11 protein-coding genes are annotated in these 15,750 nt (G+C 67.3%); 2 read left to right on the forward strand and 9 right to left on the reverse strand.

Annotated features, from left to right (window positions below; translation table 11 throughout):
- Positions 1 to 21: 21 nt before the first annotated feature.
- A complete protein-coding gene (locus DJ018_RS15100; RefSeq protein ID WP_240609576.1) occupies positions 22 to 2,445 on the reverse strand; it encodes a TonB-dependent receptor plug domain-containing protein in 2,424 nt (807 codons plus the stop codon).
- A gap of 527 nt (positions 2,446 to 2,972) precedes the next feature.
- Between DJ018_RS15100 and DJ018_RS15105 the strand changes: the two genes are divergently transcribed.
- The gene (locus DJ018_RS15105) at positions 2,973 to 3,848 is read left to right on the forward strand and encodes a glycosyltransferase family 32 protein (RefSeq protein WP_111515809.1); all 876 of its coding nucleotides are present in this window, start codon (positions 2,973 to 2,975) and stop codon (positions 3,846 to 3,848) included.
- Between the two features lie 23 nt (positions 3,849 to 3,871).
- Here the strand turns inward: DJ018_RS15105 and DJ018_RS15110 are convergent, their stop codons facing one another.
- From DJ018_RS15110 to DJ018_RS15130, 5 genes are all read right to left on the reverse strand, one after another.
- Positions 3,872 to 4,834, reverse strand: a complete 963-nt coding sequence (locus tag DJ018_RS15110; protein WP_111515810.1) for a cupin domain-containing protein — start codon at positions 4,832 to 4,834, stop codon at positions 3,872 to 3,874.
- Between the two features lie 136 nt (positions 4,835 to 4,970).
- Complete coding sequence (lpxC, locus tag DJ018_RS15115; RefSeq protein ID WP_111515811.1) at positions 4,971 to 5,879, reverse strand: UDP-3-O-acyl-N-acetylglucosamine deacetylase; 909 nt, start codon at positions 5,877 to 5,879, stop codon at positions 4,971 to 4,973.
- A 177-nt stretch (positions 5,880 to 6,056) separates the two neighbouring features.
- Complete coding sequence (locus DJ018_RS15120) at positions 6,057 to 6,302, reverse strand: hypothetical protein (RefSeq protein ID WP_111515812.1); 246 nt, start codon at positions 6,300 to 6,302, stop codon at positions 6,057 to 6,059.
- Between the two features lie 85 nt (positions 6,303 to 6,387).
- On the reverse strand, positions 6,388 to 7,920 hold the full coding sequence (gene ftsZ / locus DJ018_RS15125; RefSeq protein WP_111515813.1) for a cell division protein FtsZ: 1,533 nt from the start codon (positions 7,918 to 7,920) through the stop codon (positions 6,388 to 6,390).
- Between the two features lie 268 nt (positions 7,921 to 8,188).
- A complete protein-coding gene (locus DJ018_RS15130; RefSeq protein ID WP_111515814.1) occupies positions 8,189 to 9,277 on the reverse strand; it encodes a phytase in 1,089 nt (362 codons plus the stop codon).
- Positions 9,278 to 9,369: 92 nt separating this feature from the next.
- On the opposite strand from DJ018_RS15130, the gene DJ018_RS15135 reads away from it, so the two are divergent.
- Positions 9,370 to 11,649 carry a TonB-dependent receptor plug domain-containing protein gene (locus DJ018_RS15135; RefSeq protein WP_111515815.1) on the forward strand — a complete coding sequence of 760 codons (2,280 nt, stop codon included), beginning with the start codon at positions 9,370 to 9,372 and terminating at the stop codon, positions 11,647 to 11,649.
- 86 nt (positions 11,650 to 11,735) lie between these two features.
- Here DJ018_RS15135 and ftsA read toward each other — a convergent pair whose 3' ends face one another.
- The 3 genes from ftsA to DJ018_RS15150 all read right to left on the reverse strand — a co-directional run bounded on the left by ftsA (position 11,736) and on the right by DJ018_RS15150 (position 15,684).
- Complete coding sequence (gene ftsA, locus DJ018_RS15140) at positions 11,736 to 13,076, reverse strand: cell division protein FtsA (RefSeq protein ID WP_420849528.1); 1,341 nt, start codon at positions 13,074 to 13,076, stop codon at positions 11,736 to 11,738.
- 15 nt (positions 13,077 to 13,091) lie between these two features.
- Positions 13,092 to 14,003, reverse strand: coding sequence for a cell division protein FtsQ/DivIB (locus tag DJ018_RS15145; protein WP_111515816.1), 912 nt, complete (start codon positions 14,001 to 14,003; stop codon positions 13,092 to 13,094).
- A 298-nt stretch (positions 14,004 to 14,301) separates the two neighbouring features.
- Entirely contained in the window at positions 14,302 to 15,684 is a 1,383-nt protein-coding gene (locus tag DJ018_RS15150) for a M20/M25/M40 family metallo-hydrolase (protein WP_111515817.1), read from the reverse strand.
- Positions 15,685 to 15,750 lie beyond the last annotated feature (66 nt).

Consider the following 15,750-nt stretch of genomic DNA (forward strand, 5'->3'; position numbering starts at 1 on the left):
GTTTAGAACACGTGGGTCAGGTTAGAACGTGTAGGTGAGGCGGCCGTAGTAGTAGCCGCCGTTGATGCCGAACGGAGAGAAGGTCGGATACTGGCCCACGTAGCCGTTGTCGGTGTTCGACAGGAATTGCTGACGGTAAATACCGTTCAGGCGGTCCGGGTAGGTGTTGAACAGATTGTTCGCACCCACGGCGGCGCGGACGCTGTCCGTCACCTGATAGGCGACCTCCAGATCGGTGATGAGCGCCGTCTTGATGCGCGACTGGTACCAGGTGCTCCCATCGTAGCTGTCGACGCTCTTGGCCGGTCCATAGAGCGACTCCTTGAGGTTCACCGACAGCTTGTCCCACGTCCAAACCGCCCCAGCGCCAAGCCGGAACTTCGGCGACGCCTTCTCCAGGGTGTAGAGGGCCGATGGGTCGAACAGCGAGGCGCCGGCCAACTGCGCAGGCGGAGCGGCGATCTTGGTGACCTCTGTCTCATTCCAATTGGCCGTGAGGGTCCATTGGACCGAGCCCTTGTCGAGCATGCCCGTGGTGGCTGTAACCACGAGGTCCGCGCCGCGGGTGCGGGTATCCAGCCCGTTGGTGAAGATGTTGATGCCCGTGAAGGTTACGGTGCTGTCCAGCACGTTGCCATTGGCGACGATCGCCTCGGCGACGGCGGGGATCGTGGGCGTGCCGCCGGAGCCGTACAGCGTGCCCGAACCGACGATCCGGTCCTCGATCTCGATCTGGTAGAGATCGAGGGTCGCGGTGACGCCCCAGCCGGGGTGGGCCACGAAACCCACGCTGTAGTTGATCGACTTCTCGGCCTGCAGCCCGTTGACGCCCACCAGGCGCGCCGCGGGCGAGTTGGGCGGCAGCTGCACGAAGGCGGTGTTCGGCCCCACGTTGGTCGCCGAATAGTATTGCTCCGCCAGGGTTGGCGCCCGGAAGCCGGTGCTCGCGGTGCCACGGATGGCCAGCATGTCGTTGAAGTCGTAGCGGCCTGTCGCTTTGGCCACCGTGGTGTCGCCGAAGTCGCTGAAGTCCTCGTGGCGCACCGCGAAGTCGAGTTGAAGCGCTTCCACCGGCGACAAGGCCACATCGGCGTAGACAGCCCAGTTGCGCCGTTCGTGCTTGCCCGCGTCGGTCAGCGCAAAGCCAGGGTAGGATTGCGAGCCTTCCTTGTACCGCGAGGCGAGGTCGCCAGGCAGGATCTCGTAGGTCTCTTCCCGGTATTCCGCGCCAAGGGCCAGGGTCAGCGGCTTGGCCATGCCGACGTCGTACTCGTGGGCAAGGTCAAGCGTGGTGGTCCACTGGGTGTTGATGAAGTCACCCGCATGGAAGTCAGTGGGGGTGAAGCCGGTGTCGAGGTAGAGCGACGCATTGGCCGACGCCAAGGTGTTGATGCTGATGTCGTCCTTGCCCCAGGTGGTCGACAGGTCCCAGTTCCACCCGCCGGCCGTTCCCCGCAGTCCGCCGCTGATCGCGTAGTCGTCCTCCCAGATGGCTTCCTTGGGATTGAAGCCAGCCGGGAAGAGCGGCGCGCCGGCCGCGTTCACCACGCGCCCCGGAACCCGATAGTTTTCGAACGCGGCCGCGTACTTCTTCCCGTAGGTGCCGAAGCTGTAGAATTCCAAAGCCTCGCTGAACTGGTAGCCGAAGTTGAAGGAGCCGATGTTCAGCCGGTACTCCGCGTCTCCCGCGATCAGGTTCACGTACGGGTAGTTGGGTAAGGCGGCCACCGCCGGGTATTGGGCGGCGAAGCCGGGCGCCAGAACGCGCGGATCGAAGTCGCCGCGGTTGCTGTGCCCGTGCCAACGGCTCTCGAAGGACAAGTCGAGGTAGCTGTTCTCGACGGGCGTCATGCCCAGGCTGGCGGTGATGTCGCCGGTCTTGCCGCCCTTGTCGAAGTACTGGCCGCCGGTGACGATGATGTTGCCGCCTTCACCCTTGTCCTTGAGGATCAGGTTGATCACGCCGGCGATGGCGTCGGTGCCGTACTGGGCGGCGGCCCCGTCCTGCAGCACTTCGACGTGGTCGATGGCGTTCAGCGGGATGAAGTTCAGGTCGGCGGCCGCGCCGCCCTGGAAGGGCCCGCCCAGCACCGCCAGGTTCGCCGTCCCGTGGCGACGCTTGCCGTTCACAAGCACCAGAGCGTGGTTGGGAGACAGACCGCGAAGACGGGCGGAAAGCGTCAGGTTGGCGGTGTCGCCGCCGAACGCTTGAGCATTGAAGGACGGCACGTTCTGGGCGATCGCCTGGATCAGATCGGACTGGCCGACCCGCTGAAGCGCGGTTGCATCCAGCACCTGCACCGGGGCGGGGCTGTCGACCGCGCGCAGGCCGCTCATCCGAGTGCCGGTGACGATCACCGTGTCGAGTTCGGCCTCGGCGCCGCCTGGAGCAGCCGTTTGGGCGGAAGCGGCAGCTGCGAGCCCAAGAAGGGCGGCGGCCGACATCCCGCACAGCAGGACTCGCCTGGAACAAATCCCCATCTCTGATCCCCAGTTCAGTTGTTAGGTCATGGCTGTTCTTTCCCTCAAGGCGCTTCGACCCCGCTTTTTTGCATTGGCCGCACAAACGAGTGCGCAGGCTCTGCCGAATACGCTTCCTCAACCGATCGGGGTCGGCAACGCCGCACGTCGTTCAGCGAACGACATGCTCAGTTATCTCGCATATGGCGGAGCCTGGGCACCGATTGCGTGCGCCGCCTGCCCGCGATTATTGCAGCCGGGCAGCGGTTCTCACCCTTGGTTGGGCTGAACATCAGATCCCGCGGACGGTCAGGCCAGAACCTTCCGGCCGAGTCTCCGTTGACCGCCCGAAGGCGCCAAGCGCCGCTTAGGACGGCGCCGCGTTAACAGGCGTGGCTTTTGTTGCGGGGCAGCGAACTTTCCTGCGCTCAAGCAGTTTCAGGTGGCGGCCCCAAAAGCCCGAGCCGTTCATCCGGCTCGTCCTGTGCCGTACCTGTTCACGAGAAAGCCCGATGGTCCCGTCCTTTCCGGAAGCCGCGCGCATACCGCGGGTGCTCCATCAGGCTTATTGGCCCGCGGCCAATCTCCCCAAGGAGTTGGCCGAAAACGTGGAGTGGGTGCGCAACTCGCATCCCCACTGGGAGCATCGCTTCTACGACGAGACCGCCATCCTGAACTTTGTGCGTGAGCACTACGGCCAGCGCATGGTCCGCTACTTCGAACGGATCAGCCCGGCCTATCCGGTCGTGAAAGTCGACCTGTTCAAGTACCTGCTGATGTACCAGGCCGGCGGCGTCTACCTGGACTGCAAGAGCCGCCCGACCCTGCCGCTTGACGAGGTGCTGGGGCCCGACGATCGCTTCATCCTGTCCCACTGGCGCAATGGCGAGACCGAGGACTTCGCCGGCTTCGGCTTCCACAAGGAGCTCAGCCACATGCCCCGGGGCGAGTACGAACAGTGGCACATCGTGGCCGCGCCCGGCCATCCGTTCCTGCGGGCGGTGATCCAGCGGGTTTTGCGCAACATCGACCGCTACAACCCGGCGCTGAACGGGGCCGGCCAGCATGGCGTGCTGAGGCTTAGCGGACCCATTCCCTATGCGTTGGCGATCGAGCCGCTGCGCGCGCGCCATCCGCATCGGCAGATCTCGGACGCGACCGAGATCGGGCTGCAGTACAGCATCTTCGGCAACCCGTTCACGCACCGCAAGCAGCTGGGCTCGCACTACTCCGACCGGCAGGATCCGATCGTGGAGGTGGGCGCCCTGACCAAGGCGTCCGCGCCGCTGATCCATGCGGCCAAGGCGGTGAAGAAGGCGCTACGGCGCGCGCGCCAGACCGCAAAAGGCGCGCAGCCTCAGAAAGCGGAGACGGCGGAGGCGGCCTGACGATCAGGCCGCCTCGCCTCTTATCAGTGCGCCGGTTCCCAGTTGTGCAGGATCGGCGGACGCGGGTTGAACGGGATGCGGGTCGACATCGGCGCGCCCGGAGCGTTCGCCGCGCGATGCCAGCGCCCCTCCGCCGCCGTGACGATGTCGCCCGGCTCGGCTTCGAAATAGGGCACGCCTTCGATCAGGTAGCCGATGCGGCCTTCCATCACGAACCAGAACTCGGTCCAGTCGACGTGGAAGTGGCCCTTGTTGGTGGCCGGCGGCATCGCCTGTTCCTTGCCGCGCAGGATGTTAGTGGTCCAGTGATCGTCCCACACGAACTTGCCATTGTACGGCTCGTTGCCTGAGGCGATTTGCTTGAAGAAGTCGACGGCGATCGGGTTCTCGGTCAGCACCGCAGGACCCGGCGTACCCCTGGCGCGGACGTAGGTCCGACCCGGATAGGGATCCGGCGTTTCGGTCAGGGGATACAGCGGGATCGAGCCCGTCTGGCGCACCTCGAAGCGCAGGGACGGCTTATCGCCCACGGTTTCCATGGAGTAGGCGTGGCGGAACGGCACGCTGACCATGAAGCCCTTGGTGGCGACGAACGGCTCCATGCCCTCGATCGTCACGCGCATGGCGCCGTCCTGGACGATCCAGACCACGCGGTCGTCTGCATACATCCGGGCCTTGGTCTTCTTGCCCACGCCCAGGGAGATGTAGTCCGCCTCCTGCTCGGCGTTGCGGATGATCGGCTGCGTCCAGTCCGTCTTGCCCCGGTGGCTCGCCAGGATTTCCGAGAGCTTCCAGTGCGCCTTGTTGGGTGCGCGGTAGGGGGTGGCGGTGGTCGGCTTGGGCGCCCAGTACTCCTGCGGCATCGATTGCGCCGTGGTGGGCATGTCTTCCTTTTGCGGCGTGAACTGAGCCGCTGCGCCGGTCGCCATGGCGCCGGCTGTGAGAAGCGCCGCGACGGCGGCCCCGAGCTTGAAGATGGCCTTCATCCTGTTCCTTCCCTGCGGCGTCGTTGCACCGCCTTCACTGATTGACAGCGAAGCATCGCCGCCCGCCGACTTGTATGCAACAGCGACAGGGTCGTAGGGGGAAAGGAAGAGTCAGCGCCGCGGAGGACGCGCGAGGTCAGACCGCCTCGGCGATCTCGTCCACCAAGGTGATCACCTGCCAGGCGTCCGGCCGGGCCAGCAGAGCGCGAACCAGCTGGTTGTTCAGGGCGTGCCCGGCCAGCTCGCCTTCGAACCGGCCCAGGATCGGCATGCCGAGCACATAGAGGTCGCCAATGGCGTCCAGCGCCTTGTGGCGCACGAACTCGTCGGAGCGGCGCAGACCTTCCGGGTTGAGGATCCGATCGCCCTCGATCACCACCGCGTTGTCCAGGCTGCCGCCGCGCGCCAGGCCCATGCGGCGCAGCGCCTCGACTTCGTGCAGGAAGCCGAACGTGCGGCAGTCGGCGAGCTCGCGACGGAAGGCGGCTTCGTCCATGCCCATGTCGATCGCCTGGCGGCCGATTACGGCGCTGGGGAAGCGGATTTCGAACGCCATCTCGAAGCGCGCGCTCGGCTTCAGGGCGGCGCGCTTGTCGCCGTCCACCACTTCCACGGCGTCCAAGATGTGGATGAACCGGCGGGGCCGCTCCTGCGCCCGCTTACCGGCGCGGTCGAGGATCTGCACGAACGGCAGGGAAGAGCCGTCCATGATCGGCATCTCGGGCCCGTCCAGCTCCACCACGGCGTTGTCCACGCCCAGCATGGCGAAGGCTGCCATCAGGTGCTCGATGGTGGAAACGGTGACGCCGGCGGCGTTGCCGATCACGGTGCCCAGCTGAGTCTTGCAAACCGCTTCGCCGGTCGCGGGCACGCGGTTGTCACGGTCCTGAACGTCGGTGCGGACGTAGACGATGCCGGTGTCCGCCGGGGCGGGCCGAACGGCCACGCGGGTGTAGGCGCCCGTGTGCACGCCGATGCCGGCGAACAGAGCCGGCGTGCGGACGGTGTGCTGGAAAGACCCGTGCTGGAAAGCGTCTGCGGCCACGCTCGGACCTTCCTGTGAAACTCAAGTGTTGGCGGCGACAATCGACGTCGCCCCAGCTCGCCGATTAATGGCTTTGCGGCGACGCAGCAAAACAACTGGTGTTTCGCAATGTTTCGGTTTGGGACAGGTTAACGAGGCGCATACCTGAGCGGAGCACTCAGACCTGGCCAGATCGACTTAGATCGGAGGGGCGTCTCGCTGCGCTGCAGCATGGTAGCGGGCGGCGCCGACCAGCGCCAGGGTGCGGTCGTGGACCAGCACTTGGGCATCGCGCCCTGAAAGGCTCAGCCGCTCGGCAAGCGCCCTCGCCTGCTGCTCGGCCCGGGCGCCCGAAAGGAAGTGGAGCGGCTGCAGGCCGCCGTCGCATCGGACGGACCATCCGCCCGCCACCGGCGCCACAGTGATCCTGTACCCACCAGACATGCCGACCCCTCCCGACGGAGACCATCGGGAGGGGAGCTTAAGCGAAACAGCGTTCGCCCGGCTACACTATTGCTTGAACGGCCTCTTAGTTCGCGAGGCGGCGAAGAAAGGAGGGGATTTCGAGATCCTCGCCAGCGTCCGCCTGCTCGATGGGGGCAGGCGCTTCAATCGGCTGGGCGCCGCCGCGAGCGGCCGAGGCGCGAGGCGCCGGAGCCGGCGCAGGAGCCGCCGCGGGGGCGTCATAGCGCGGGCGGCCGCCGAACAGGCTCAGGAAGCCGCCGCGCGGGCGCCGGGCCTCGTAAGCGGGCTCGGCGAACAGCGGCTCGTCCTGATCGTCGGCCACCGCCGGGTCCACAATGCGGGAGACCTGCGGGGCGGCCACCTGCGGCTGCGGCGCAGGCGCCGGAGCGGCGTAGAGGTCGGGCTGCTCGTCTTCGTACTGGACCTGAGGCGCGGGCTCCGGCGCGTATGCGACGGGCTGCGGCTGCGGGGCGAGAGCGGCCTGGGTCGCAGCTGCGCGCTGGGCATAGATCGCCTGCTGCGCGGGTTGCGGAGCCGGCGCGGGTTCGGCCGTGCGGCCGGTGTCGGCGCGCAGGGGCTGGGCCGTGGTGTTGGCCCGACGCTCGACCTTAGGTTCGATGGCGGCGATGGACGCGCCGTCCATGCCGGTGGCGACCACCGACACGCGGATCATGCCGTCCAGCGACGGATCGAAGGCCGCGCCGAAGATGATGTTGGCTTCCGGATCGACCTGCTCGGCGATGGCGTTGGCCGCCTCGTCGACTTCCAGCAGGGTCATGTCGAGGCCGCCGGTGACGTTCACCAGCACAGCCTTGGCGCCCTTCAGGGAGACTTCGTCCAGCAGCGGGTTCTGGATGGCGTTCTGGGCGGCCATCAGGGCGCGGTCGTCGCCCTGGGCTTCGCCCGTGCCCATCATCGCCTTGCCCATTTCGGTCATGACGGTGCGGACGTCGGCGAAGTCGAGGTTGATCAGGCCCGGCAGCACCATCAGGTCGGTGATGGAGCGCACGCCCGAGTGCAGGACCTGGTCGGCCATGCCGAAGGCTTCGGCGAAGGTGGTCCGCTCGTTGGCGACGCGGAAGAGGTTCTGGTTCGGGATGACGATCAGGGTGTCGACATACCGTTGCAGTTCATTGATGCCGGCGTCGGCCAGACGCATGCGGTGACGGCCTTCGAAGTGGAAGGGCTTGGTCACGACGCCGACGGTCAGGATGCCACGCTCGCGGGCGCACTTTGCGATGATCGGGGCAGCCCCGGTGCCGGTGCCGCCTCCCATGCCGGCGGTGATGAACACCATGTGGGCGCCGTCGAGGTGTTCGCCGATCTCGGGGATCGACTCCTCGGCCGCGCTCATGCCGACTTCCGGATGCGCGCCGGCGCCCAGGCCTTGCGTCACCTGAACGCCGAGCTGGATCCGCCGGTCCGTCTTGGCGAACTGCAGCTGTTGAGCATCGGTGTTGGCGACGACGAACTCGACGCCTTCCAGCCCCGCCTCGATCATGTTGTTGACGGCGTTGCCGCCGGCGCCGCCGACGCCGAAGACAACGATGCGCGGCTTCAGTTCTGTCGCGCGCGGCGCTGTAAGCGAAATGGCCATGGGACCCCTGCGTCCTTCCCAAAAACGGTCTGAGCGCACGACGACCCGCCCGCCGCACGCTCCCCTTAAGGATGGGTTTATGTAGCGACCGCCATCCTTAATCGAGAGTTAACCGCATACTCCGAGTCGGAGCGGCGTCGAGCTGTGCCAGAGGGAAAAATACGCTTGTTCCACAGGGACTCGGGCCGAATCGACGGGAACTGCGACGCACTGTCTCGCACTGCGAAAAGTTCCCGTCCAGCGACGCTTTTTCCGACCAAGCGTTGCCCTAGAGTCCCAGAGCGCGCTTCACCTCACGCCAGTCGATCAGCTTGAAGTTCTGGCGCCCCGGCTGATCAGCGCCCTGATCCTCGTCATCCTGGGCGACCACCAGACCTTCGGGGAAGGCGCCCACGACGCCGCCATGCGCCGCCACACCGTCCGTGCCGGTCACGCCGTCCACCCCGTTGGCCGCGACGCCGGAGAACCGGCCACGGTAGACTGGGGCGTCGCCGTCGATCCGCCAAACCGCAAAGGCGCTGTCGCCTTGGCTCGAAGCGATCAGCCATGAGGCCTGGCCGTCCCGCAGGATGGTAAGCCCTTCCACGTCAGGCTGCAGCATATCGGAGGGCGCCTGGGCGATCAGCTCGCCAGCGCCGGCGGGTCCGGTGAGCGGAAAGCGCCAGATGCCGCGGTTCTCTTCGCCGATGTAGAGCGCGCCCTTGGCCTCGTCGGCGACGCAGCCCTCGGTCTGGGTGGCGAGACCAAACCGGCGCTCCTCGACCCAGCGGGGCTTGTTGTCGGCGCCGGCTGACACCCGCAGCTGACGCACCTGACCGTCCGTTCCGTTGACGATCACGTAGAAGGCCTCGCCGACCCGCGCGGTGCACAGGCCATAGGGCTCGACCAGGTCGACGGGGATGGTGGCCCAGAAGGTGACCTTCAGGCTGGCGGGGTCCAGCAGAAACAGCGCCGCGCCGTTGCGACCGCGGTCACTGGCGGCCACCAGCACCCGCTCTCCGGCCGGTGTGGGAAAACCCTCGCGCAGGTCGACGTTGTTGGGCTTGCCGCCCGGCAGGTAATTGAGCTGCCGGCCCGCCAGGTCGTAGACGTAGAGCCCAGACTGCTTGTCGGTGCCGAGGATCACGCCACGCGAAGGGTCGCGTGCATCGACCCAGATCTCGGGGTCATCGGCCGAATCCTCGCCCCGGACGCCCAGGGTCGGCGTCTCCGCCGCCACCGGAACCGGCGTTCCGGCTCCCACAGTCATGCCGCGAGAGTCCGAACGCAGCTCGGGATCAAATACAGCACAAGACGCCAGAAGCAACGAGGCCGCCGAGACCGTCACAAAACTGTAGTGAAATCGGCACGAAAACATCACTGGCCCCCGTTGATCGGCAAATCTAATCGGCGGCTCCGATATGCGCAGCAGACTACTTGGTCAATCCTGCTGCGTTCTGGGGGATAGACATGTTCAAGACGGCTCACTTCCTGGCGGTCGCATTTGCGCCGCTGGCTCTCGCAACGCATGCCTACGCTGGAGATGCGGCCATCGACACGACGACCGCGGCCGATGCGCCGGCGGTGTCCGAGCTGGTGGTGTCCGGCGAGATCGTGTTCCGCAATCGGGTTGAAACCCCGGCTCCCGTCCTGTCCTACGACCTCGAGTACTTCCAGCGGTTCGAACCGCTGACGGCGGGCGACGCGATGAAGCGGGTCCCCAGCGTCGCGTTTCTCTCCGACGTGCTCGAATCGGACGGCGCGCGGCTGCGCGGCCTGGACCCCGGCTACACCCAGATCCTGATCAACGGCGAGCGGGTGCCTGGCGCAGGTGTCGACCGCTCCTTCTTCGTGGACCGCATTCCGGCGGAGCTGATCGAGCGCGTCGAGATCGTCCGGTCCTCGTCCGCCAACCGCAGCGGCGACGCCGTGGCCGGCGCCCTGAACATCGTCCTGCGCGACGGATATTCGCTGGATGGCGGCTACCTGCGCGCCGGCGCCCTGATGTTCCACGATGAGCGCGTTCGCGAAACGCTGGGCGCCGTGTGGGGCGGCCAGGTGGGCCCTGGCCGCCTGCTTCTGGGCGCGAACATTCAGGGCCGTCGCAATCCGAAGGAAAAGATGAGCTGGCGCTACAGCGAGCCGGACGGCGAGCTGGTGGATATCGAACAGCAGAGCGACACGCGGAACGGCACGGATTATTCCGTCAACGCCAGCTACGACATCGAGATGGCGGATAGCACGCTGAAGCTCAGCGGCTTCTTCGTGCGCACCGATCGCCGCGAGGATGAGGACTCCCGTGAGTATGCGGGCGGCCGAGTCCGTGTCGCCGACTACCTGACCTTCAACGACAACAACGTCGACATCCTCACCGACAGCTGGTCGCTGAACGCCCGGTACGAGAAGCAGATGCTGGGTGGAACGACCCGCTTCAAGCTCGGCTATGCCCAACTAAAAGACCATCAGGACGAGGTTGAGGAAGAGTACGAGTACCTGCGTGACGTCCGCCCCTTCCCCGACGACGACCGCTTCACTGGCGACCTGACGTTCACGCGTCTGAAGGATCGTGAGGTCACGGCCGAACTGTCTCATCGTCGCGAGCTGAGCGGCGGCGCCAAGCTGGATTTCGGCGTCCAGTACATCGGCAAGGACCGCGACACCGACATCACCACCGACCGCAACCGGGTGACCATCAACAACCCGCCGGCCGCGCGTCCGGATCTGCCCGGCGTCTACGGTCCCTTCCTGCCCGTGCCCGGCGGCCTCAACACCATCGAGGAGCGGCGGATCGATCCGTACGTGATGCTGTCCGGCGAGATGCCGGCGATCAGCTGGGAAGCCGGCCTGCGCTATGAGACCACCTCCTCGACGATCGAGGACGCCACGGCCGAAGATGGCGCACAGAGCGTGGAGAACGACTACCAGTTCCTGCTGCCGTCCGGGCACCTGCGTTGGCGCCTGAGCGAGAGCGATCGGATCAACGTGTCGGCGGCGCGCACCGTCCGCCGGCCGGACTTCAACCGTCTTTCGCCGGCTCTGCTCGAAGCCGAGCTCGGCGACAACGACTTCATCGGCAATCCTGACCTGAAGCCGGAAACGGCCTGGGGCGCCGACGTGGGTTATGAGCGCCGCCTGGGCCGCAGCGGCGTGGCCGGCGTCAACCTCTTCTATCGCAAGGTCAGCGATCTGATCGAAATCGCGGGCACGGGCGAAGAAGGCAGCGAAGGGGACGGCACCTTCGTGTTCAGCGCCCGCAACGCGGGCAAAGGCGAGGTTTGGGGTGTCGAGTTCGACCTGTCGGCTCCCCTCACCGTCATCGGCATGGAGAACACCGGCGTGTTCTTCAACTACTCCTGGCTGGACAGCGAAATCGACGACGAGTTCGGCTCGCGGCGGTTCAACGACCAGGCCGAGTACGTCCTGAACGTCGGCTTCATTCAGGACCTGCCGCAGTGGAACGCCGCTTTTGGCGCCACCTACCGCAAGCAGGGTGACGCCTACGGCCGGGTGATCGGCGAGGAGGTCACCACCACCTACGGCGCCGATCTCGAGATCTTCCTCGAGAAGCGCTTCAACGACCGCTTCGTGGTGCGCCTGACCGGCTCCAACCTGCTGGACAGCAAGAAGGAAGAAACCTTCAACAAGTTCACCACGGTCGAGGACCAGATCGATCGGGCGTTCGACGAGTACGAGCTCGAGGCCGAGCAGGCTGGGCCGGTGTTCCAGCTGGTCACCCGCCTGACGTTCTAGACAAGAAAAAGCCGGCGGGGCTCGCCCCGCCGGCTACGATCTAACAGGCCGCGGCTGGCCAGCCGCGGCCTTTGTCGTTTCTGGGACTAGAGGTTGTCGCGCAGCCAGGCGGCGGCTTTGGCCACCGGGTTGGCGTGCGGATCCAGCGGCTCGCGCTTCAGCTTGGCCGATGCCAGGGCCTTGGCGCTGACCGCCTCGCGCGGTCCGAAGGCGGCGCGGTGCAGGATGCCCGCGGCGGCGGTAAAAGCGGGGCCCGACGCGGCGTCAGCCAGGTGCGGCACTCGGCGAGGGCGGCCGAGGCGAACCGGGCGGTCGAACACGCGCACGGCTACTTCCCGAACGCCGGCCAACTGGCTCGCGCCGCCGGTCAGCACCAGGCCCGCGCCCGGCTCCACCGGAGCGCCGGAGGCCTTGAGGCGATCACGGAGCAGCTCCAGAGTCTCTTCCACGCGCGGGGCGATGATGCCCTTCAGCAGGCTGCGCGGGGCGACGACAGGACCGGCGCCGGGGTCATCGCCGCGCGGCGGCGCCTCGATCATCTCGCGGTCTTCGTTGGCCGAGGCGATCGCCGAGCCGTGCAGAGTCTTGATCCGCTCTGCGCCGGCGATCGACGTGGACAGGCCACGGGCGATGTCCTGGGTGACGTGCTGTCCACCCACCGGCACGGTTTCGACGTGCACCAGCGAGCCGGCGGTGAACACGGCCGCGGAGGTCGATCCGCCGCCCATGTCGATGCAGACCGAACCCAGATCCATTTCGTCCTCTTCCAGCGCGGCGAGCGCGGAGGCGAACGGGGCGGCGACGACGCCTTCGAACTGCAGGTGGGCCCGCTCAACGCAGGCGCCCAGGGTCTGGAACACGGCCTCGGAGACGGAGACCACCAGGAGTTCGACCCCCAGGGTGCGGCCGAACATGGCGCGCGGGTCGCGCACGCCGCCCTGTCCGTCCACCGCCCAGGCGATCGGCAGGATGTGGGCGGCGCGGCGGCCCGGCAGCTTGATCTGCGACAGGGCGTGCTGGATGGCGCGCACGAGGTCATGATCGCCGATTGGACGCGCGCCGATGGACACGCGGCCATGCACCCGCGAGGAGGTCAGCTGGCCGCCAGCGGTAGCGACGGTGACGCCCTGCACGTTGACGCCGGCGACGTTCTCAGCCCGCTCCACCGCCTGGGCGATGGCTTCGGAGGCCTCGTCGAGGTTGACGATGGCGCCGCCACGGACGCCGCGCGACTGGACATAGCCCACGCCGGCGGTCGTCAGAGTGCGATCGCCGCGACGCACGCCGTCGGGCTTCATGATGAAGCAGGTCACCTTCGAGGCGCCCAGGTCCACGGCGGCCACCACAGGCGGACGGCTCAGGGCGGCCTTGAGGCCCTCGCGCCCGTCCTTCTTCTCAGCCTCGGCTCGGTTCAAGGTCTTCAGCATACTGCTTTCAGGTCCTTAGGCGCCGGCGGCGACGAGCTGGCCCGCGGGGGCGCTCGTCCGGGGCCGCACGGCCACGACATCGGGATTGCGCAGGTCGATGCGCTCGAAACCCAGCTCCAGGATGCGCTGGCGCTGGTCCAGCTGCTCGAGCTGCATCAGGGCTTCCTCCTCGCCGACCGCAGGCAGCTGGATCAGCGCCCCGTCCTTGAGACGAAGGTCCCAGCGGCGGTTGTCGACACGCACCATGGCGTCGAGCCGCTGCATCAGGTTCGGCCGCTGGTGGATCACCGGGAGGATGACGGGAGCAGCTTCAGCCGCGCCCTCCCCGACGATCAGCGGCAGGTTGGCGAAGCGCGCAGGATCGGCCTCGGGGATCACCTGGCCCTTGTCGTCGATAACGACGCTGCGGCCGCCACGCTGCCAAACGGCCATCTGGCGACGCTCGACCACGGCCACCACCAGGGTGTCTGGCATCAGGCGGACCACGCGAGCTTCCTTGACCCAGCCCACGGCCTGCACGCGTTCGCGCACGCCTTCGAGGTCCAGCCCCATCAGCGGCTGGTCCTTGTAGACACCGGCCGCACGGACGATGTCGGCGGTGGCTAGCGGGGACGCGCCTTCGACGTGGATGGCGCGGAGCCGGAAGCCGGCCTGTCCGAAACTGTTGGCGACGCCGGCTGCAGCGCCTTGAGCCAGGCGCTCACCTCGCTGGCCCGTCGCCAGCGTGACGGTGATCGCCAAGGCCACTAGGCCTGCCGCGGCCGCGGCCACGAGCTTGGGCGGGACGCCGCCGGCCACCGGCTGGCGCTGCGCAGGGGCCGGGGCGCGCCCGGCGGGGGCGCGTTGAGCCTGGCGCTTCTGACTAGGGGGCGCTTTGGCCCGAGGTTTCGCGGGTGCTCGCGATCCCCCCCGCACTGCCGCGGGCATAGCGTTCTCCGTGATCCACAGAACCTGACCGAACCCTCCCGGATTCCGCCGCCCTCGCGCGTTCGCGCGACGGGAGATCGGGCCGTTCGGGTGTGAGGGTCAGAAGGACCACGGAGGCGGTTAATGTCGTGATAACGTTAAAGCGCTGCTGTAGTGGTGCCGTGCTGTGGCGAGTCGCTTGGCGATTGCCGGTTTCATCTGCAGAAACAGAGACAAAGCCTCAGAATCGCAAAGGGCGGCCGCAGACCTGGGCCGCCCTTTGGTTGTGGACGAACGTAAATAATCTCCCGGGGGCGTCCTACTTCGGCGAAGCGGCCGCCAGGGCGCGGAAATCGATGTCGCTGTTGGCCACGGTGTAGAGGAAGCTGGTCCAGACGGCGACGTTCTGCGCCAGCTCCTTCGGATCGATCTTGTCCAGGGTGTCGTCAGCCGAGTGATGCAGGTCGAAGTAGCGGCTGGCGTCCTGGTTGAAGTCCACCACGGGCACGCCCGCGCCGACGATCCCGGAAATGTCCGAGCCGCCGGAGCTGGCCGGCTCGCGCGTCACCAGGACGCCCAGGGCCGGCAGGGTCGAGCGGAAGGCCTTCATGGCCGGATGGTCCAGGCTGCCCCCCGGCAGGTTGATGCTGAAGATCTTGCCCGCCCCGAGGTCGCTTTCGCCCGCCACCACGAGCTTCGGCAGCTCGGCCCGGTGCGCTTCGAGATAGGCGCCGCTGGAGCCGCCCTGCTCTTCCGAACCCCACATCACCACGCGGACGGTCCGCTTCGGCTTGCCCGGCTGGGCCGCCAGCTTGGCGGCGGCCAGGGTGATGCCGATGCCGGAGGCGTCGTCGATCGCGCCCGTGCCCGGATCCCAGGAGTCCAGGTGGCCGCCGATGACGATGACTTCGTCGGCCGTCTTGCCGGTCCCGCGGATCTCGCCCGAGATGTTCCAGGCGTCGGCGGCGGGATTGAAGCTGCTTTCCATCTGCAGGCGCACCGTCACGGGCTTTTTGCGCTCAGCCAGCCGCTCGAGCAGTTCGGCGTCCGGCGGGGACAAGGCCGCGGAGGGGATGCCGGCGCGCGAGCCGCCGCCGGTGTGGGGCAGCCGGGTGTCGTCGGTCGACAGGGAGCGGACGAGATAGCCCACCGCGCCCCGCCTGGCTGCTTCGCCAGCGCCAGCGCGACGTTGCACGCCGGTCAGGCCGTAGCTGGAGATGTCCTGGGTGCGCGGCATGGCCTGGGTCACCACCGCGATCTTGCCGGTCAGCGCGCCTTCCGGCTGATCCAGCATGGCCTGGTAGGTCTTGAACACCATGACCTCGGCCGTGAGGCCGCCCGGCGGCGTCGGAGCCGAGCCGCCGAGGCCCAGGATGTGCAGCTTGTGCGGCGTGGGCCCCACCACCTCGGCGCTTTCCGCGCCGCGCGACCAGGCCGGGGTCTTGAAGCTCTCAACCTTGATGTTCTCGAAGCCGTACCGCTTGAAGGTGGCGACCGCCCAGTCCCGGGCTCGCACCATGCCTTCGGAGCCGACCATTCGCGAGCCGATGTCGGTGGTCAGCTGCTCGGTGACGGTCCAGGCCGTCGTGTCGGCGAGCGCCTTGTCCCGCAGCTGCGCCGCGGTGGCGGAAAGGTCTTGGGCGGCGGCGGCGGAGGCCGACAGGGTGAGAGCCGTGGCGGCCAGCAGGATCAGTTTGCGCATGCCCTGTCGGTGCGCCCGGGGAAGATTCCGGTCAAGCTTTGCTGCTGCCAGGGCGTGTCAGCAGCG

The sequence above is a fragment of the Phenylobacterium deserti genome (genome assembly GCF_003254705.1).
GTDB classification, from domain to species: domain Bacteria; phylum Pseudomonadota; class Alphaproteobacteria; order Caulobacterales; family Caulobacteraceae; genus Phenylobacterium; species Phenylobacterium deserti.

Coding starts and splice junctions, on each gene's coding strand:
- DJ018_RS15100 (WP_240609576.1), bottom strand. CDS start 2,445: ATGTCGGCCGCCGCCCTTCTTGGGCTCGCAGCTGCCGCTTCCGCCCAA.
- DJ018_RS15105 (WP_111515809.1), top strand. CDS start 2,973: ATGGTCCCGTCCTTTCCGGAAGCCGCGCGCATACCGCGGGTGCTCCAT.
- DJ018_RS15110 (WP_111515810.1), bottom strand. CDS start 4,834: ATGAAGGCCATCTTCAAGCTCGGGGCCGCCGTCGCGGCGCTTCTCACA.
- DJ018_RS15120 (WP_111515812.1), bottom strand. CDS start 6,302: ATGTCTGGTGGGTACAGGATCACTGTGGCGCCGGTGGCGGGCGGATGG.
- ftsZ (WP_111515813.1), bottom strand. CDS start 7,920: ATGGCCATTTCGCTTACAGCGCCGCGCGCGACAGAACTGAAGCCGCGC.
- DJ018_RS15130 (WP_111515814.1), bottom strand. CDS start 9,277: ATGTTTTCGTGCCGATTTCACTACAGTTTTGTGACGGTCTCGGCGGCC.
- DJ018_RS15135 (WP_111515815.1), top strand. CDS start 9,370: ATGTTCAAGACGGCTCACTTCCTGGCGGTCGCATTTGCGCCGCTGGCT.
- ftsA (WP_420849528.1), bottom strand. CDS start 13,076: ATGCTGAAGACCTTGAACCGAGCCGAGGCTGAGAAGAAGGACGGGCGC.
- DJ018_RS15145 (WP_111515816.1), bottom strand. CDS start 14,003: ATGCCCGCGGCAGTGCGGGGGGGATCGCGAGCACCCGCGAAACCTCGG.
- DJ018_RS15150 (WP_111515817.1), bottom strand. CDS start 15,684: ATGCGCAAACTGATCCTGCTGGCCGCCACGGCTCTCACCCTGTCGGCC.